This is a genomic window from Pantoea sp. GbtcB22, from assembly GCF_019091025.1.
Lineage (GTDB): Bacteria > Pseudomonadota > Gammaproteobacteria > Enterobacterales > Enterobacteriaceae > Pantoea > Pantoea leporis.
On sequence record NZ_JAGXKB010000001.1, the window covers coordinates 1,251,349 to 1,270,063 of the forward strand.

General features: G+C 57.8%; 19 protein-coding genes. 7 read left to right on the plus strand and 12 right to left on the minus strand.

The features are described 5' to 3' along the window. Nucleotides 1-97 precede the first annotated feature (97 nt). Entirely contained in the window at nt 98-673 is a 576-nt protein-coding gene (locus tag KVT28_RS05855; protein ID WP_101763160.1) for a DedA family protein, read from the plus strand. Here the strand turns inward: KVT28_RS05855 and KVT28_RS05860 are convergent, their stop codons facing one another. Then, on the minus strand, nt 674-1,450 hold the full coding sequence (locus tag KVT28_RS05860) for an SDR family oxidoreductase (protein ID WP_101763161.1): 777 nt from the start codon (nt 1,448-1,450) through the stop codon (nt 674-676). Between the two features lie 117 nt (nt 1,451-1,567). On the opposite strand from KVT28_RS05860, the gene KVT28_RS05865 reads away from it, so the two are divergent. Continuing rightward, a complete protein-coding gene (locus KVT28_RS05865) occupies nt 1,568-3,382 on the plus strand; it encodes a glycoside hydrolase family 15 protein (RefSeq protein ID WP_101763162.1) in 1,815 nt (604 codons plus the stop codon). A gap of 196 nt (nt 3,383-3,578) precedes the next feature. Beyond that, the gene (locus KVT28_RS05870) at nt 3,579-4,631 is read left to right on the plus strand and encodes a L,D-transpeptidase family protein (RefSeq protein ID WP_101763163.1); all 1,053 of its coding nucleotides are present in this window, start codon (nt 3,579-3,581) and stop codon (nt 4,629-4,631) included. A gap of 83 nt (nt 4,632-4,714) precedes the next feature. Here KVT28_RS05870 and KVT28_RS05875 read toward each other — a convergent pair whose 3' ends face one another. Then, entirely contained in the window at nt 4,715-5,740 is a 1,026-nt protein-coding gene (locus tag KVT28_RS05875; RefSeq protein WP_217547195.1) for a transporter, read from the minus strand. Nucleotides 5,741-5,902: 162 nt separating this feature from the next. On the opposite strand from KVT28_RS05875, the gene KVT28_RS05880 reads away from it, so the two are divergent. Beyond that, nucleotides 5,903-7,513, plus strand: coding sequence for an inorganic phosphate transporter (locus tag KVT28_RS05880; protein ID WP_217547197.1), 1,611 nt, complete (start codon nt 5,903-5,905; stop codon nt 7,511-7,513). 44 nt (nt 7,514-7,557) lie between these two features. On the opposite strand, the gene KVT28_RS05885 is transcribed toward KVT28_RS05880, so the two are convergent. From KVT28_RS05885 to KVT28_RS05900, 4 genes are all read right to left on the minus strand, one after another. After that, nucleotides 7,558-8,766 (minus strand): MFS transporter, encoded by a 1,209-nt coding sequence (locus KVT28_RS05885; protein ID WP_101763166.1) that lies wholly within the window; start codon nt 8,764-8,766, stop codon nt 7,558-7,560. A 126-nt stretch (nt 8,767-8,892) separates the two neighbouring features. After that, on the minus strand, nt 8,893-9,849 hold the full coding sequence (gene dusC / locus KVT28_RS05890; RefSeq protein ID WP_217547200.1) for a tRNA dihydrouridine(16) synthase DusC: 957 nt from the start codon (nt 9,847-9,849) through the stop codon (nt 8,893-8,895). Nucleotides 9,850-9,853: 4 nt separating this feature from the next. Continuing rightward, complete coding sequence (rhlE, locus tag KVT28_RS05895; protein ID WP_192236598.1) at nt 9,854-11,242, minus strand: ATP-dependent RNA helicase RhlE; 1,389 nt, start codon at nt 11,240-11,242, stop codon at nt 9,854-9,856. Nucleotides 11,243-11,457: 215 nt separating this feature from the next. Beyond that, complete coding sequence (locus KVT28_RS05900; protein ID WP_101763168.1) at nt 11,458-11,850, minus strand: YbhQ family protein; 393 nt, start codon at nt 11,848-11,850, stop codon at nt 11,458-11,460. Between the two features lie 177 nt (nt 11,851-12,027). Between KVT28_RS05900 and KVT28_RS05905 the strand changes: the two genes are divergently transcribed. Genes KVT28_RS05905 through KVT28_RS05915 form a run of 3 tightly spaced genes read left to right on the plus strand, consistent with a single transcriptional unit; the run spans nt 12,028 to nt 15,004 of the window. Beyond that, complete coding sequence (locus KVT28_RS05905; protein WP_217547203.1) at nt 12,028-12,789, plus strand: endonuclease/exonuclease/phosphatase family protein; 762 nt, start codon at nt 12,028-12,030, stop codon at nt 12,787-12,789. Further along, a complete protein-coding gene (gene clsB, locus KVT28_RS05910; RefSeq protein WP_101763170.1) occupies nt 12,786-14,030 on the plus strand; it encodes a cardiolipin synthase ClsB in 1,245 nt (414 codons plus the stop codon). The genes KVT28_RS05905 and clsB overlap by 4 nt, the downstream gene beginning before the upstream one ends. Next, nucleotides 14,030-15,004: a lysylphosphatidylglycerol synthase domain-containing protein gene (locus KVT28_RS05915; protein WP_101763171.1), complete on the plus strand. Its 975-nt coding sequence runs from the start codon at nt 14,030-14,032 to the stop codon at nt 15,002-15,004. Before clsB ends, KVT28_RS05915 begins: the two co-directional genes overlap by 1 nt. Before the next feature lie 57 nt (nt 15,005-15,061). Here the strand turns inward: KVT28_RS05915 and KVT28_RS05920 are convergent, their stop codons facing one another. From KVT28_RS05920 to moaB, 6 genes are all read right to left on the minus strand, one after another. After that, nucleotides 15,062-15,769 (minus strand): Bax inhibitor-1/YccA family protein, encoded by a 708-nt coding sequence (locus tag KVT28_RS05920; RefSeq protein WP_101763172.1) that lies wholly within the window; start codon nt 15,767-15,769, stop codon nt 15,062-15,064. A gap of 63 nt (nt 15,770-15,832) precedes the next feature. Next, on the minus strand, nt 15,833-16,927 hold the full coding sequence (locus tag KVT28_RS05925; RefSeq protein ID WP_217547205.1) for a DUF1615 domain-containing protein: 1,095 nt from the start codon (nt 16,925-16,927) through the stop codon (nt 15,833-15,835). A gap of 80 nt (nt 16,928-17,007) precedes the next feature. Further along, complete coding sequence (moaE, locus tag KVT28_RS05930) at nt 17,008-17,460, minus strand: molybdopterin synthase catalytic subunit MoaE (protein WP_217547559.1); 453 nt, start codon at nt 17,458-17,460, stop codon at nt 17,008-17,010. A 2-nt stretch (nt 17,461-17,462) separates the two neighbouring features. Continuing rightward, complete coding sequence (gene moaD, locus KVT28_RS05935; RefSeq protein WP_101763175.1) at nt 17,463-17,708, minus strand: molybdopterin synthase sulfur carrier subunit; 246 nt, start codon at nt 17,706-17,708, stop codon at nt 17,463-17,465. After that, nucleotides 17,701-18,186, minus strand: a complete 486-nt coding sequence (gene moaC / locus KVT28_RS05940; protein WP_110865768.1) for a cyclic pyranopterin monophosphate synthase MoaC — start codon at nt 18,184-18,186, stop codon at nt 17,701-17,703. The genes moaD and moaC overlap by 8 nt, the downstream gene beginning before the upstream one ends. A gap of 2 nt (nt 18,187-18,188) precedes the next feature. After that, on the minus strand, nt 18,189-18,704 hold the full coding sequence (gene moaB / locus KVT28_RS05945) for a molybdenum cofactor biosynthesis protein B (protein ID WP_101763177.1): 516 nt from the start codon (nt 18,702-18,704) through the stop codon (nt 18,189-18,191). Between the last annotated feature and the right edge of the window lie 11 nt (nt 18,705-18,715).

The following is an 18,715-nucleotide window of genomic DNA, read 5'->3' on the forward strand; positions in this document are numbered from 1 at the left end:
TCAAGTATAATCGTCGGCGCCGTTTTTGCGGGGCGCCACACAAATTAAGCCGCTGGTATACACTAATAGCGATTTCACACTTTGCAGGGAGGATAATTTGCATCTCGATATCAATGGATTAATCACCCAATACGGTTATCTGGCGCTGCTGATTGGTTGTATTGCCGAAGGGGAAACGTTCACGTTGTTAGGCGGTGTGGCGGCGCATGAAGGCTTATTGCACTTCAGCGGCGTGGTGCTGGCGGCGATGGTCGGCGGCATTATTGGCGATCAGCTGCTGTTCTGGCTGGGACGCCGTTATGGCACGCGCATTTTGCGCCGTTTCAGTAAACATCAGGAAACAATTGGCAAGGCTAAGCGGCTAATTCAAAAACACCCGAGCCTGTTCGTGATTGGCGTGCGCTTTATGTACGGCTTCCGCATTGTCGGGCCGATCATTATTGGCACCAGCCGCCTCAAGCCGCTGCGTTTCTTCATTCTGAACGTGGTTGGTGCGGCGCTGTGGGCGCTGATCTTTGTCTCGCTTGGCTACTTTGCCGGACAGATTGTCGCGCCGTGGCTGCACAAGATCGATCAGCACCTCAAGCCGCTATTGTGGCTGGCGGCGGCGGTGATTTTTGGCATCGTCTTGCGTTACATCATTCGCCACTGGAATCACCGCCGCGCCGGTTGATTACGCGTGGTACCCCTTAAACTGCGGATTGGCCAACATAAAACCACCGTCGACAATAAACGATTGTCCGGTGGTATAAGTTGCCCACTCCGAACAGAGCCATGTCACTAAACTCGCCACTTCACGCGTATCGCCGGGACGCCCAATCGGGATTTCCGGCATACGTCGTCCTTGCTGGTCATCTTTCATATCGTTCATCGCCGTGGCAATTGCGCCCGGTGCGACCGCGTTCACCAGAATATGGTGCGGTAAGAGACTCAGCGCCATCGATTTGGTCAAGCCGCCGAGCGCATGTTTGGCAGCGGTATAGGCGGAGGCATCCGGCAGCGGCGTGTGTTCATGCACCGACGTAATGTTGATGATGCGTCCGCCGTCGCCCTGATCAACCATATGACGCGCGGCAATCTGCCCGCAAAGAAACGCGCCATCGACATCCACGTTGAACACTTTGCGCCAATCCTCAAAGGTGACATCGAGAAAGTCGGCTTTGGTCATCACGCCGGCATTACACACCAATACGTCAATGCGCCCCAGTGAGTTGATCAGCTGCGTCAGTTGCTGTGCGCCGGCTTGCGGATCGGAGAGGTCAACCTGCCGCACCTGCGCCTGCTGTCCACGACTTTCCACCATGCGCGCGGTTTCCTGGGCGCCCTCTTCATCCGAACTCCAGGTGATGCCCAGCGTATAACCCGCTTCGGCCAGCATCACCGCACAGCTGCGGCCAATGCCTGAACTGGATCCGGTAACCACAGCGACTTTCTGTTTTCCTAAGCTCATAACATTCTCCTGATTGAGGGTGTCTTTACAGTATAGAAGTTATCCTTCTGTGCCTCGGGGCCGCCGAATCTGCCGTTTCGTCTATAGTTACCAATTACCTACGGCAAAGGGGGCACGATGAGCGAGATTAAACGCAGAATAGACGACCATGGCGTGATTGGTGATTTACGCACCTGCGCACTGATTGCTAACGATGGCACCATCGATTATCTCTGCTGGCCGGCGCTTGATAGCCCGTCGGTTTTCGCCGCGCTACTGGACAGCGATGAGGCCGGCCTGTTCTCCCTCGCGCCGGACTGGAAAAATGCCCGCCAGCAACAGCTCTACTTACCGGATACCAATATTCTGCAAACCCGCTGGCTGGATGACGCCGGCGTGGCAGAGATCACCGATTACATGCCGATCTGCGATGAGCAGAGCAAAGTGCCGCGTATCGTGCGCCGCGTAAAGATGGTACGCGGCACCGCCACCTTTCATCTGCTGTGTGCGCCACGCCACGACTACGCGCGTGCCGAAACCACCACCGAACTGCGGCCCGGCGGTATCGCCTTTCTTGCGTCGGGACAACCGGCGTTGCGCCTCAGCGCTTCGGTGGTGATGACGCGCGAGAATCACAGCGCGGTGGCGGAATTCACTCTGAAAGCCGGGGAAACCGCTGAGTTTGTCTTTGGTAACGATGACGATCCTAACGTGGCCACCATCGCCACCGAGCACTGTTTCCACGACACGCTGGAGTACTGGCGACGCTGGAGCAGCCACAGTTCCTATCGCGGCCGCTGGCAGGAGATGGTGACGCGTTCAGCGCTGGCACTGAAGTTACTCACTTCGCATCAGCACGGTTCCATCGCCGCCGCCGCCACCTTCGGCTTACCCGAAGAGTTGGGCGGCGAGCGCAACTGGGATTATCGCGCCTCGTGGATCCGCGATGCCTCATTCAGCATGTACGCGCTGATGCGCCTCGGCTACACCGAAGAAGCGCGCGACTTTACCAAATGGGTCGGCCGCTGCGTCGAGCACAGCCACGACGACACGCCGCACCTGCAAGTGATGTATCGCCTCGACAGCGGCACCGAGCTACACGAAACCGAGCTGCTCAATCTTTCCGGCTACGCCAATTCACGTCCGGTGCGCATCGGCAATGATGCCTGGCGCCAGACGCAGCTCGATATTTACGGCGAACTGATGGATGCCATTTATCTCGCCAACAAATATGGCGAAGCGATTTCACATCGCGGCTGGAAGTACGTCTCCGATATGATCGATTACGTCTGCGTGAACTGGAATCAGCCCGATGCCGGGATCTGGGAAATGCGCGGCGAGCCGGAACATTTCCTGCATTCACGCCTGATGTGTTGGGTCGCGCTCGATCGCGCACTGCGCCTTGGCCTGAAACGTTCGCTGCCGATGCCGTACGACCGCTGGGATAAGGTGCGCAGCGAGATCCGCGACGATATCTGGCAGAACTTCTGGAACCCGGAGCTGGGCCATTTCACCGCGACGCGCGGCGGTAATTTCCTGGATGCTTCGATGCTGCTGATGCCGCTGGTGCGCTTTGTCAGCTCCACCGATCCCGACTGGATTTCGACGCTGGACGCGATTAAAACGCATCTGGTGAGCGACGGTTTAGTCCGACGCTATAACATTCACGAGACGCCTGCCGATGCTTTAACCGGCGGAGAAGGATCTTTCGGTGCCTGCTCATTCTGGTATGTGGAGTGTCTGGCGCGAGCCGGTCGCGTACATGAGGCGCATTTTGAGTTTGAAAAGCTGCTGAGTTACGCCAATCCGCTTGGTTTGTACGCCGAAGAGTTCACCTCACACGGCGAAGCGTTGGGTAACATGCCGCAGGCGTTGACGCATCTGGCGTTAATCAGTGCCGCTTTTTTCCTCAATCGTAAACTGAGTAATGAAGTGACGCTGTGGCAGCCGTAAAAATTCACATTTTGGGCTGCGGATCGAAGGGAATTATCGGGTAAAGACAAGGAATTGCGTAAAGTATGTGCAGCCAGTAAAAATCCTGATTTCCATCAATGCGCCAATGCACATATAATGCGCAGCGGGTCATACTGACCACGATGGATTCGACACACTGACAAGCCTGAAACATGGCCATAACGACTTGAAAAACATGAAAATGAGCATTCGCGCGTTCGCTTCACTCGCCCTCGCACTGGCGGCGTTCAGCCAGTCGGCATTTGCAGTAGTCTATCCGCTGCCGCCGGCTAACAGCCGTCTGATCGGCGAAAACATTGAAATCACTGTCCCTGATGACAGCAAACTTCCGCTGGAAGCCTTTGCTGCACAGTATCAGATGGGCCTCAGCAATATGCTGGAAGCCAATCCGGGCGTTGACGTTTATCTGCCAAAAGCTGGCACTAAAATGATCATCCCACAGCAGCTGATTCTGCCTGACGCGCCGCGTGAAGGCATCGTGATCAACAGCGCTGAGATGCGTCTTTACTACTACCCGAAAGGCACCAAGACCGTGGTCGTGCTGCCAATCGGTATCGGCGAGCTGGGTAAAGATACGCCGGTCAACTGGACGACCAAGGTTGAGCGTAAGAAAGATGGCCCAACCTGGACGCCAACCAAAGCGATGCACGCAGAATATGCGGCACGCGGCGAGAGCATTCCTGCGGTGTTCCCGGCGGGTCCGGATAACCCGATGGGCCTGCACGCGCTCTATATCGGCCGCCTGTATGCGATTCACGGCACTAACGCCAACTTCGGTATCGGCCTGCGCGTTAGCCACGGCTGTGTGCGTCTGCGTGCTGACGACATCAAATGGCTGTTCGACAACGTGCCGGTTGGCACCCGCGTACAGTTCATCGATCAGCCGGTGAAAGCCACCGTTGAGCCAGATGGTTCGCGCTACGTGGAAGTACACAATCCGCTATCGACCACCGAAGAGCAGTTCAATTCACGCGAAGTGGTGCCGATCAACCTGACTTCCGCTGTAACCAAAGTGATTGCCGATGCCAGCACCAACCAGGATGCGGTCAACAACGCTATCCAGGCGCGTAACGGTATGCCGATCAAAATCAACGGTCCAGCTGGCGAAGTGCAGCCAGCACCGGTGCCGGTTCAGGAGTCTTCTGACGCATTGCCGAAAGAAGAGCCAATGACACCGCAAGGTATCAACGGCGCAGCGCCAGCAGCGCAGCCGGCCACCAGCCTGTAATCGTGAGTTAAGAAGCGCAATAAATTGCGCCGCTACAGATACATGCACCTACCGTAGCGGCGCGATTCATCGCGCAACGTTAATCAATCACGCGGTCGTCGAAACGCCAGCCAACCCGCCACCAGGGTAAACGCCAGCACTACCAACACCAGCAGCAAAAAGCCGTGCGGATTATTCGCCAGCGGAATCCCGCCCACGTTCATGCCAAAAAATCCCGCCACGATATTGATCGGTAACGCCAGCACGGTGATCACTGTCAGCAAAAACAGCGTGCGGTTGCTCTGCTCCATCAATCGTGCGGCAATCTCTTCCTGCAGCAAACGAATTCGCTCCATCAAACTCGCCAAATCATTCAGCGCCACGCTGAACTCTTCGGTGAAAATTCGCAGCTCGCCCAGGGGTTCACGCTTTAGCCATTTGGGCGGACGATTCAGCAAGCGGAACAGCGCCGCCGGTTCCGGTGCCAGCAAACGCTGCACGCGCAGCAGCATACGACGCAGTTGTCCCAGCTCACGGCGATTGGTTTTAATCGCCGCACTCAGCAAGCGCTCTTCAATCGCATCCACCGCCTGACTGGAACGTCGCACCACTTGCTCCAGCTGCGCTTCCTGCTCGCCAAGCAGCCACAGCAGCATCGCATCCGGCTCGGCGAACTTCAGTTCATTCATCTGCTGATGCATGCGTTCGATCATGCCAACCGGGCGAAAACGCGCGGTGACCACCACACGCGGGCAGCACCACATCCACAACGTGGCGTTCTGCGTGCTGCGCTCCTCTTTACTGAAGGTGACGTCATTGAGTACCGCCAGCAGCGCATCGTTTTGCTGGGCTAAACGGGTGCGCGGCGAAGCAGAATGTATCTCGTCGAAAAAATCGTGGTCTACGCCAAAGTGGTCCTGAACCCAGCGTTCAGCACGCGCGTGATTAAGGTTGATGTGCAGCCAGATAAAGGTCGACTCCGGCAGCTGCTGCTGCGCCAGCTGGGCCGCTTCGCGTGCATTGAGCCGCTGTGGCAGCGACGCGGGCGTAAAAAGATAACCATGAATCAGTCCGGCGACGTCGTTATTGAAGTCCGGCAGCGAGGCGAGCGGTAGTACGGGCTGGAGCATTAGCAGGTCATTCCCGAGCGGTCAGATCCACAGCGTGCGACAGGGATGTTGCAGCAAGATGACACCGGGCGTGCGCCATCATCATTCTGTCATACAAACCACGTATCACACTGCCATTAACGGGTGCCGTTCGAGCATCGTGATTTAACACTGAGGTGTTTTATGGCTGAAAACAGTTTACCTGCATCGACCTCCTCGTCCCACAGCGGACGCCCGAACCTTAACCGCGGCAACGGCCCTGCCTCACGTCTGATCTTTGTACTGTTGCTGATCGCTGGCCTGCTGTATGCCGGCATCAACCTGTTTAATGACGTTGAAGAGACCGGTGCGCCGGTCACCAGCTACATACCGTTCCTGCTGCTCGGCGTGGCGCTGATCATTGCGCTCGGTTTTGAATTTGTGAACGGTTTCCACGATACCGCCAACGCCGTCGCCACGGTGATCTACACCCATTCACTGTCGCCGGGCGTGGCGGTGATGTGGTCCGGTTTCTGTAACTTTTTGGGCGTGCTGCTCTCCAGCGGCGTGGTGGCGTTCGGCATCATCTCGCTGCTGCCGGTGGAGTTAATTCTGCAAGCGGGCAGCGGCCACGGCTTTGCCATGGTCTATGCGCTGCTGTTCTCGGCGATTATCTGGAACCTCGGCACCTGGTATTTTGGTTTACCGGCCTCCTCTTCGCATACGCTGATCGGTTCGATTATCGGCGTTGGCGTGGCGAACGCCTTGCTGCATGGCCGCAGCGGCACCAGCGGCGTGGATTGGGATCAGGCAATTAAAGTCGGGTATGCGCTGCTGCTGTCGCCGATTGTCGGCTTCGTCTGCGCCGCGCTGCTGCTGCTGGCGATGAAAGCCTTTATCCGCAATCGCCAGCTGTATGAAGCGCCGAAAGGTAATCAGCCGCCACCGGTATGGATTCGCGGCTTGCTGATCCTCACCTGCACCGGCGTCTCTTTCGCGCACGGCTCGAATGACGGGCAGAAAGGCATGGGCCTAATCATGCTGATTCTGGTCGGCACCATGCCGATTGCCTACGCGTTGAACCGCTCGCTGCCGCCGGAGCAGATTCCGCGCGTCGCCGCCTTGACTCAGGTGACGGAACAGCAGCTGCTGACGCTGCAACCGGCGCCCGCCGCCATGCCCGCGCCGCGCGAGGTGCTGACCGAATTCGTGCGCACCAGCCAGACTCGTCCACAGATGTTGCCGGCGCTCGGCATGATGCTGGGCGATATCGGCGACCAGATTCGTCGCTACGGCGCAGTGGAGAATATCCCGGCGCAGGCGGTGACCAACACGCGAAACGACATGTATCTGGCCTCCGAAACCATTAAGCATCTGCAAAGCGCCAAAGTAGCGCTGCCGGAAGAGACCGCGCGCAACCTGGCGGCGGTGAAGAAAGAGCTGGATGCCGCCACGCGCTTTATCCCGATGTGGGTGAAAGTGGTGGTGGCGATAGCGCTGGGTCTCGGCACCCTGGTTGGCTGGCGTCGCATTGTGGTGACGGTGGGCGAACGCATCGGCAAAACCCATCTGACCTACGCGCAAGGTGCCAGCGCTGAGCTGGTAGCGATGGCGACCATCGGCGCGGCCGACGCGTTTGGCCTGCCGGTTTCTACCACGCATGTGCTCTCTTCCGGCGTCGCCGGTACGATGGCCGCCAACCGTTCAGGTCTGCAACTCGCCACCATCCGCAATCTGGCGATGGCGTGGGTGCTGACGCTGCCGGTGTCCGTGTTACTTTCGGGACTGCTTTACGCCCTGTTTATCCACTTTTAACTGCGGTAAACAACGGCGGCGCACGGGGGTTTGCCGATGAAGCGTTATTCGCTCAGCGCTTGCGCGGCCGTCTGCCGGCCGTGTTGCTGGTGCAGACGCAGCGTGATAGCAAACGCCCCCAGCACCATCAGCGCCGCCGCCAGATAGACCGATTGCATGCCCCAATGCCCAATCAGCAAGCCCGCCACCGGACCGGTTAATCCCAGTCCTAAATCGAGAAACGCCGAATAGGTGCCGAGTGCCGAACCCTGATCCTGCTGCTGTACACGCTTCACCGCTTCCACGCCCAGCGCCGGGAACACCAGCGAGAAACCGCCGCCGGTGAGGAACGCGCCCAAATCCACCAGCCAGATGCTGTCGGCCTGCCAAATCAGCAGCAGTCCGGCACACTCCAGCACAAATGACACCAGCGACACTTTCAGGCCACCGAAACGCGTGATGTAGCGACCAAAACCGAGACGCACAATCACAAAGCCGAGGCTGAACAGCGTCAGCGCGAACGCCGCACCGCTCCAGTCGCGGCTGGCGAAATAGAGCGTGATAAAGGTGGAAATTACGCCGAAACCAATGGTGCCAAAGCCAAGCGCCAGCCCAAACATCCACACGCGGCTGACCACGCGATGAAACGGAATGCGCACGCCGGCGGAGACGCTGACGCCCGCTTTGCGACTCGCCATCCAGAATCCGGCAACGCCCATGATCGCCACTAAACCAGCAAAGCCGCTGATGCCAAACCACTGATTCAGCAGCACGCCGAGCGGTGCACCAATCGCCATGGCGAAATAGGTGGCTACGCCGTTCCACGAGATCACCCGCGCGGTTTGCAGCGGACCGACAATGTTCATGCCCCACAGCGTCGATCCGGTACTGCTGAAGCTTTCGCCCACGCCGAGGAACAAGCGCCCCGCCGCCAGCAGCGCCAGGCTCAGCAGCGGCATGTCGCTGCACAGCGCGGCGATAATCGATAACACGCCGCTCATGCCGCAGAACACCAATCCCATCATCACCACGCGCTTCGGACCAAAGCGATCCGCCAGACGACCGGAGTGCGGGCGGCTTAATAACGTAGCGAAATATTGCAGGCTGATGATTAATCCGGCGATGAACGAGCTGAATCCAAGCTGGTTATGCACGAATCCCGGCAGCACCGCGAGCGGCAAACCCACCGAAAGGTAGCAAAAGAAGGTGAAAACAATGACGGAGAGAATACGTTTATTTAACTGAGCGTTACTCAGTACAGCGGCGTCAGACATGGAAAGTGGCGTCGGGGATCAGGATTAAAGTAGGCGGTCACTATAACCTTAGCGTGCTAAGAGATCGCGGGTTTTTTAGTTATAAAGTTTATGCACTTGTTGAGAAGGTCGCCATGAATGGCGACTCTACGAGGATTTGATTATTGCTGCGGCATGGCGCTCGATTGCGGTGGCGATGTCGGCGGAGACTTTGAGGGTGCGCACTTCGCTGAACAAGCCGTCGGCTTGGTGATACGCCTTGCGCAGGTAGCCAAGCCACTGCTTGATGCGCGCCACGTGATACATGCCGGTATCGCCCTGCTTTTCCAGCTGAGTGTACTTCAGCAACAAGGCAACCACGTCGGGCCACGCCATCGGCGCTTCGTTGTACTTCACCACGCGCGCCAGATTCGGCACGTTGAGCGCGCCGCGCCCTATCATCACCGCATCGCAGCCGGTAATGCGCATGCAATCCTGCGCGTCCTGCCAGTTCCAGATCTCACCGTTGGCGATCACCGGAATGCGCAGACGCTGGCGGATTTCGCCAATCGCCTGCCAGTTAATACTTTCGGCGCGATAACCGTCTTCTTTAGTACGACCATGCACCACCAGCTCGCTGGCACCGGCTTGCTGCACCGCATCGGCAATCTCAAAACGACGATCGCCGGAATCCCAGCCCAACCGCACTTTTACCGTCACCGGCAGATGATCCGGCACCGCTTCACGCATCGCTTTCGCGCCGCGATAGATCAGTTCGGGATCTTTCAGCAAGGTGGCACCGCCGCCGCTGCCGTTGACCAGCTTCGACGGACAGCCGCAGTTGAGATCAACGCCCCAGGAACCAAGTTCCACCGCGCGTGCGGCGTTCTCGGCCAGCCACTCGGGGTATTGCCCGAGCAGCTGCATGCGAACGCGCGTGCCTGACGGCGTGCGGCTGTGGTTATGCAGCTCAGGACACAAACGATAGAAGGATTTTACCGGCAGCAGCTGATCGACCACGCGCAAAAACTCGGTCACGCACAAGTCATAATCATTCACCCCGGAGAGCAGCTCACGCACCAGCGAATCAAGCACGCCCTCCATCGGCGCCAGCAACACCCTCATGACGTTAGGCGTTCCCGGTTTTCTTTGGCGCCGGACGACGACGACCGCTGTTGGCGGCTGGCGCAGCCTGGCTTGCGCCCTGCGCTGGACGACGCGCGGAACGCGCTTCACCCTGCGGACGTGGCGCATTGCCGCTATGCGGGCGAGAAACATTGCCGGCCTGGCCGCGACCCTGGCCTTGACCACGTCCACCTTGACCGCGACCGCCGCCCTGCTGCTGACGACCGTTCTGGATTGGCTCGGCTTTGATGCTGGGATCGACTTCGAAACCAGGCAGCTCGATGCGCGGGATTTCACGCTTCAGCAGACGCTCAATGTCACGCAGCAGTTTGTGTTCATCAACACACACCAGCGACAGTGCCGCGCCGGTAGCAGCCGCACGGCCGGTACGACCGATACGGTGCACGTAATCTTCCGCCACGTTTGGCAGCTCGTAGTTCACCACGTGTGGCAGCTCTTCGATATCCAGACCACGCGCCGCGATGTCGGTCGCGACCAGCACGCGAATGCCGCCGGATTTGAAGTCAGCCAATGCACGGGTACGCGCGCCCTGGCTCTTGTTGCCGTGGATTGCGGCGGCGGTAATGCCGTCTTTGTTCAGCTGCTCAGCCAGATGATTGGCGCCGTGTTTGGTACGGGTGAACACCAGCACTTGCTGCCAGTTATCACGACCAATCATCAGCGACAGCAGTTCCCGCTTGCGCTTCTTATCCACGAAATGCACTTGCTGTGAAACTTGCTCAGAGGCGGTGTTACGACGCGCAACTTCAACCTGTTCTGGGTTGGTCAGCAGTTTTTCCGCCAGGGTTTTGATCTCGTCAGAGAAGGTGGCAGAGAACAGCAGGTTCTGACGCTTAGCAGGCAGACGCGCCAGCACGCGACGGATGTCGTGGATGAAGCCCATATCGAGCATACGATCCGCTTCATCCAGCACGAGGATTTCAACCTGTGACAGATCAACCGCGTTCTGGTGAGCCAGATCGAGCAGACGGCCCGGTGTCGCCACCAGCACGTCAACGCCGCCGCGCAGTTTCATCATCTGCGGGTTGATGCTCACGCCGCCGAATACCACCAGCGAACGGATATCGAGATATTGGCTGTACTCACGCACGTTCTCGCCAACCTGAGCCGCCAGTTCGCGGGTCGGGGTCAGGATCAACGCACGCACCGGGCGGCGGCCACGCGCCGTGGACGGTTTTGCAGTCAGACGCTGCAGCAACGGCAGCGTAAAGCCGGCGGTTTTACCGGTGCCGGTTTGGGCGCTCGCCAGCAGGTCACGACCAGCCAGCACCACAGGAATGGCCTGACGCTGAATCGGCGTCGGCTCTTGGTAGCCTTGTTCTGCTACCGCACGCAAAATATCGGCACTTAAGCCGAGAGAGTCAAATGACATGCAGGTGTATTACTCCGAACCGTCCTGACCGCCGTAGGCGATGTAGTTTTCAGGAGGGATATGACGCAAGCGCGGGGCTCACGTGTGAAAAGGGCACAAACTACCATGCGTAAGGGCGCGAGTTTAGCAGCTTTCCGCGCAGACAGCATCCATAAAAAAAGGAGCCGCACTGGGCTCCTTTTTGTCAGGTCCGCAGGGTTGCGGTCCCTAATCGATCAACTGCGCTTCTTCTCGATGCGCTGAACCGGCTCTTTCGCCAGCAGTGAAACCAGCGCCGGTCCCACCAACATCACCACGCCGAGGAGACCAATCAGCAGGTTGTTGTGGATAAAGCGGGAGATCAGGAACAGCGTTAACATCGCTGCGCCAAAGTAGTAAGTGGTGGTCACCTCTTCGAGGGAATCACCCATTCTACGTAAACGGGCACTACGCTGCATGACCAGCATGGTAATGAATACCACCGCATAAGCTGCCACCAGGGTACTGCTCACTTCAACCAGCGCCCTATGTTTCCAGCCCCAAACCAGTGCGGCAATCACCAGCAGGTGCATTGCAATGTGCAAACAAGTTTGTCCGGTAACAATCTGAACACGATTAGACCATTTCATTCTCTTCTCCTGGCAGACCCAACAGGTCGCCCAAGTGTATCTGGCTGGAGGCCAGACGAACGTCCTCAATGTAAAGCAAATTTCGGATTACGCCCTAATTTTCTGCCCTTAACACCATCCATTTGTGACAAAGACTACACTTTGTGCTGTTGATGATGAAAAGGAGCGCGTCGAAGTATGCCACAAAATACGCAAGGATTTTCATTTAAAGTCCTGACGATCAATACCCACAAGGGTTTCACCAGCTTTAATCGCCGCTTTATCCTGCCGGAATTGCGTGACGCTGTTCGCGCCACGTCGGCGGATATCGTCTTCCTGCAAGAGGTAATGGGTACCCACGCCATCCATTCGCTGCACATTGAAAACTGGCCGGAAACCTCCCATTACGAATTTCTGGCCGATACCATGTGGAACGATTTTGCCTATGGCCGCAACGCGGTTTATCCCGAGGGACATCACGGGAACGCGATATTGTCACGCTTTCCCATCGTTGAATATGAAAACCGCGATATTTCCGTCGCCGGAAGTGAAAAACGCGGCATGTTGCACTGCCAAATCCGCCTGCCGGATTGGGCGGAACCGCTGCATGTGTTCTGCGTACATCTCGGTCTGAAGGAGAAACATCGTCAGGCGCAGATGAAGATGATGTGCGACTTTATCGATACGCTGCCGCCCGATGCGCCTTTGGTGGTGGCCGGTGATTTTAATGACTGGCAGGTCAGCGCCAATCGCTTTCTAAAACGCGCGGTGGGCTTAGAGGAAGTGTTCAGCATCAAAACCGGCCGCCCTGCCCGCACCTTCCCGGCGCGTTTTCCGCTGTTACGGCTAGATCGTATCTACATCCGCAACGCTACGGTGAGTAAGCCGTGGGCGCTGCCGGTTAAACCCTGGTCTCACCTGTCCGATCATGCGCCGTTAGCGGTGGAGATTTTCCTATGAGTTTCAATTGGCGCGACGGTAATCAGCTCCGTCTGTTAGAAAATGGTGACCAGTTTTTCCCGCGCGTATCAGGCGCGATCCAACGCGCCGAGCGCACGCTGCTGCTGGAAACCTTCATCCTGTTTGAGGACGAAGTCGGCAACGATCTGCACGAACAGCTGCTCAAGGCGGCGCGGCGCGGGGTCAAAGTCGAGGTGATGGTCGATGGCTACGGCTCGCCAGATCTCTCCGACCGATTTGTGGATAGCCTGACGGCCGCGGGCGTGCGCTTTATCTATTACGATCCGCGTCCGCTGGTGCTCGGCATGCGCACCAATGTGTTTCGTCGCCTGCACCGCAAGATTGTGGTGATCGATGAACAGATCGCCTTTGTCGGCGGCATCAACTTCTCCGCTGAACATAACATCGATTTCGGTGCAGAGGCCAAACAGGATTATGCCGTGGAGGTGAAAGGCCCGGTGGTGCTGGATATTGCCCAATACGTGCAGCAACAAATGGGCAGCGAACAGCACACGCGGCGCTGGTGGGGTGCGCGCTCCCATCGCCCGGCGGTCAACGCCATGCCCGGTGAAGCGCAGGTGCTGTTTGTCTATCGCGATAACGACGAACACCGCGACGACATCGAACAGCACTATCTCGCCATGCTGCGCAAGGCACAGAAGGATGTGATCATCGCCAACGCCTACTTCTTCCCCGGCTATCGTCTGCTGCGCGAAATGCGCAGCGCGGCTCAGCGCGGCGTGCGCGTCAGGCTGATTGTGCAGGGCGAGCCCGATATGCCGATCGTCAAAGTCGGTGCCGAGCTGCTGTACAACTACCTGGTCGATGGCGGTGTGGAAGTGTATGAATATTGCCGCCGCCCGCTGCACGGCAAAATAGCGGTACAGGATCAGCAGTGGTCCACCGTCGGCTCCAGCAACCTCGATCCGCTGAGTTTATCACTCAATCTGGAAGCCAATTTGATGGTGCACGATCGCGCTTTCAACCAGACGCTGCGCGACAATCTGGAACTGCTGATTCAGCAGGACTGCGTGCGCGTGGAGGATGACAAGCTGCCGCCGCGCAACTGGTGGCAGCTCACCAAGGGCGTAATTGTGTTCCACTTTTTACGTCACTTCCCGGCTATTGCCGGATGGTTGCCTGCGCACACGCCACACTTGTCGCAAGTTGCTCCCCCCGTACAACCCGAAATGGAAACTCAGGATCGGGTTGAAGCCGATAATTCAGGAGCAAAATCCTAATGTCGAAAAAGAATCCGCGCTGGCAACTGGCGAAGAAAATCCTCACCTGGCTGTTTTTTATTGCGGTGATTGTGCTGCTGGTGGTGTATGCGCGCAAGGTGAACTGGGAAGACGTCTATACGGTGATCGTCGGCTATAACCGCTATGTGGTGCTAAGCGCTGCTGCACTGGTGGTGGTGAGTTATCTGACCTATGGCTTGTACGACCTGATTGGACGAGCCTACTGCGGCCATAAGCTGGCGAAGCGCCAGGTGATGCTGGTGTCGTTTATCTGTTATGCCTTCAACCTGACGCTCAGCACCTGGGTTGGCGGCGTGGCGATGCGCTATCGGCTCTACTCAAGACTCGGTTTGCCGGGCAATACCATTACGCGCATTTTCTCGCTGAGCATCGCCACCAACTGGCTAGGCTATATTCTGCTGGCCGGCGTGGTGTTTGCGGCGGGCATGGTGCCGATTCCCTCCGGTTGGTTCATTGGTGAAACCACGCTGCGCATCATTGGCGCGGTGCTGCTGGTGATGGTGGCGGTCTACTTGTGGGCTTGCGCCTTCGCGAAGAAGCGCCGCTGGACGGTTAAAGGCCAGCATCTGCAGCTGCCTTCACTGCGCATGGCGCTGTTCCAGTTTGCGGTCTCCTGCGCCAACTGGATGGTGATGGGCATGATTATCTGGCTACTGCTGGCGCGTCAGGTGGATTATCCGATTGTGTTAGGCGTGTTGCTGATCAGCAGTATCGCCGGTGTGATCATTCACATCCCGGCCGGGATTGGCGTGCTGGAAGCGGTATTTTTGGCGCTGCTCAGTGGGCAACACGCCTCGCACGGCACCATTATTGCAGCGCTGCTGGCTTATCGCGTGCTCTATTTTATTCTGCCGCTGTTGGTGGCGCTGGTGCTCTATTTGTGGCTGGAGAGCCGCGCGAAGCATTTACGGCAGAAGAATGAGCAGAAGATGGAGAAATCGGTATCGCGGTGAGTTTGTGCGGAGTTCCCCTCTCCCGCAGGCGGGAAAGGGGACAGTTTGGTGCGTGGTTTAGCGGCGGTTGCCGAAGATGCGCAGCAGCATCAGGAACAGGTTGATGAAGTCGAGATACAGCGTTAACGCACCCATGATTGAGGCGCGACGCAGGTTCTCTTTGTCATTGACGTTGATATTCTCGCCAATCGCCTTCAGCCTCTGCGTGTCATAGGCGGTTAAGCCAACAAACACCACCACGCCGATATAGGTAATCGCCCACATCAGCGCCGGGCTTTTCAGCCAGAAGTTCACCAGTGACGCCAGCAAAATACCGATCAGCGCCATAAACAGCAGGCTGCCAAAACGGCTCAGGTCGCGCTTAGTGGTGTAACCGTAGAAGCTCATGGCACCGAACATCCCGGCCGTCACGAAGAAGGTGCTGGCGATGGATGAGTAGGTGTAAACGAGGAAAATACTCGCCATGGTTAATCCGGTTAGCGCCGAATAGAGCATAAACAGTGCGGTGGCGACCGCGCCGCTCAGGCGATGCACCATGCCAGACAACACAAACACCAGCGCTAACTGCGCGATGATCAAACCGAAGAAAGTGATGCGGTTAGCAAACACCAGTTCCATTACTGCAGGTGTGCGGGCAGCAAACCACGAAACAAACGCGGTCAGCAGCAAGCCGCAGGTCATCCAACCATATACCTGCGCCATGTAGGTCTGCAGCGAGGTGGATGCCTGCTGCACGATTGAATCATTACGTGGATATCGATCCATGAAGCGCCTCATTAGCGGTTACGTTAACAAACTCTGTAAGTGTGGAGTGTACACCCGTTTGCGTCAACGGCGCGTCAAGCACTGTTGATAGCGGCCATTTACGCGCTGAGCAAACCACGCGGTGGTGAGATTGCGGGTGATTTTCGGGCTCTCCAGCTTGATGCCCGGCAGCATTTCGCGCGGCAGACGTTTTCCGGCCATCTTATCGGCGAGGATAAAGGTCTGCTTCCACAGCGTGCTGTTAGCAAAATCTTCGCTGTCGCCCTTCTCCAGATCGCGGCGGATTTCGCGATTGCTCATATCCAGCTGCTTGCTAAGGCTGCGCACCGCCAGTTCGGTGGAACCGGCCTGATCGCTGCCATAGACGATGAGGTCGCCATCCAGTGCCAGCTTGATGCCGCTGGCGCGCGCGATGGCCGCCTGAAATGCGGCGTTGCGGCTGGCGTACCAACCGGCGTTGAAGTCGGCGAAGCGATACAGCGGCTGGCTGTAATCGGCCGGGTAGCCAAGCAGATGCAGCGTGCCGAAGTAGATACCACCGCGACGAGTGAAGACTTCACGACGAATCGAGCCGTCAACCGCATACGGATAGCCTTTGGCGTGCGCTTCCGCAAACGCAATGCTGACCTGCATCGGCCCGCCGGTATGAATTGGGTTGAGGTTGCCAAACAGCTTTTGCCCCATCGGCACCATATCGATGAAATCATCAAAAATGGCGCTCAGCTCTTTCTCGCTGCGCACCTTATCCAGACGCGCAGCATAGCTTTCGCCATTTGGTGATTTGATCAGCAGAGCGGTGCGCACCAGAAATGCCGGCACATGCACTTTGGCGGCGCGGCGATCAATCTCGCCCCAGGCGATTTTCGGTAAGCCCGGCACCACCGCATCGGCGCTGAAGTTAGACTCCTGATCGGTAACGGCAATCACCGCGCAGAGGTTGCTGACGCTGGCATCAATTTGCTGCACGCGGAACGCGGTATAGATATCGTCGGCCCAGGCGGATTTCTGTTTAACGTCGCTGGGCAACAAATGCTGGATTTGGCTTTTTACATCGGCGGGCTGACGCGCGGGCGCCTGCGGCTCTTTTTTCGTGCTACAACCGGCCAGCACCAGCGCAGCCAGCAAAGCTGCGCCTTTCATCATCTTGCTCGTGTTCATCCTGCTCCCTGACGCCAACAAAAACCGTACCTTAACGTTTTCAGTGGCCTGCCGCTATCGGAGCCGGAGGATTTTGCGCGCTAGCTCCAGCGTTCAGCGGCCTGATGATCGCTATCTCGGGCATCAACCCAGCGATCGCCTGCGGCGGTGGCTTCACGCTTCCAGAACGGCGCGCGGGTTTTCAGGTAATCCATGATGAACTCGGTGGCGGCGAATGCGCTGCCGCGATGCGCGCTGCTGACGCCCACAAACACGATCTCATCGCCGGGAAACAGTTCGCCAACGCGATGGATCACCGTAACCTGCTGCAGCGCCCAGCGCTGACGCGCGTCTTCTACGATCTCCCCCAGCGCTTTTTCCGTCATGCCGGGATAGTGCTCCAGCGTCAAGGCCGCCACGCTGGCACCGAGATTGTGATTGCGCACTTTGCCGGTGAAGGTGACGAGCGCGCCATCGCTGTCATGGGTGGCGAGTTTTTCGTACTCTTCGCCGACGTTGAACGGCTCTGAACCCACACGAATCCGCGTTTCCATCATCAGCCTCCCGTGACCGGCGGGAAAAAGGCCACTTCATCACCCGCACGCAGCGGATGACTCATCGGCACCAGCGTTTGATTTACAGCCGCCAGCAGCTTGCCGGATTCCAGCGCCAGCGCCCAGCGATCGCCCTTCTCTGCTAACGCCGCGCGCAGCGTGGCGACATCGGCGTAGTCAGGCTGCAAATCCAGTGAAGCGGTGCCGGTTAATTCCCGCACCTGAGCAAAAAACAGCACCTTAATCATGGCTCACCGCCTTGAAGTCGCCGGATTTGCCGCCGCTTTTAGTCAGCAAACGCAGCTGGTCGATGACGATGTCTTTTTGCACCGCTTTGCACATGTCATAGATGGTCAGCGCTGCAACGGACGCCGCCGTCAACGCTTCCATCTCAACGCCGGTTTTGCCGGTGAGACGACAGAGTGAGGTGACGCGCACGCGATTGTGCTGCGGTTCCGCCAGCAAGGTAACTTCCACCTTGCTCAGCATCAGCGGATGACAGAGCGGAATCAGTTCCCAGGTGCGTTTCGCCGCCTGAATACCGGCGATGCGTGCGGTGGCGAACACGTCGCCTTTATGATGGCTGCCGTCAATAATCATCTGCAGCGTTTCGGCGCTCATCAGCACCAGTGCTTCGGCCTGCGCTTCGCGCACCGTTTCGGTTTTGCCAGAGACATCCACCATGTGGGCTTCGCCAGCGGCATTGATATGAGTTAACGATGACATGCTTACAACTTCTTCAAATGTGAGACGAAATTACACGGACGCGTACGCGCATCCAGCTGATCTTCGATAATGCGCTCCCAGGCGCTGCGGCAGGCGTTGGTCGATCCCGGCACGGCAAAAATCAGCGTCTGATTGGCTAATCCAGCCACCGCGCGCGACTGCAGCGTCGAGCTGCCGATCTCTTCATAGGAGATCATGCGGAACAGCTCGCCAAAGCCTTCGATTTCGCGGTCCAGCAGCGGCAGCAACGCTTCTGGCGTGCTGTTTTTGCTATTGAAACCGGTGCCGCCGTTAACGATCACCACTTGCACATCGTCGCTGGCAATCCAGCGCGATACCGTGGCGCGAATGCGATAGCGGTTATCTGGCACAATCGCGCGATCAACCACCTGATGCCCGGCTTCCGCCAGCGCTTCACGCAGATAATCGCCCGATGTGTCATTGCTGGCATCGCGGCTATCCGAGACGGTCATCACCGCCACATTTAAGGCGACAAATTCGCCGGAAGGTTTACCCATGGCCGTAACTC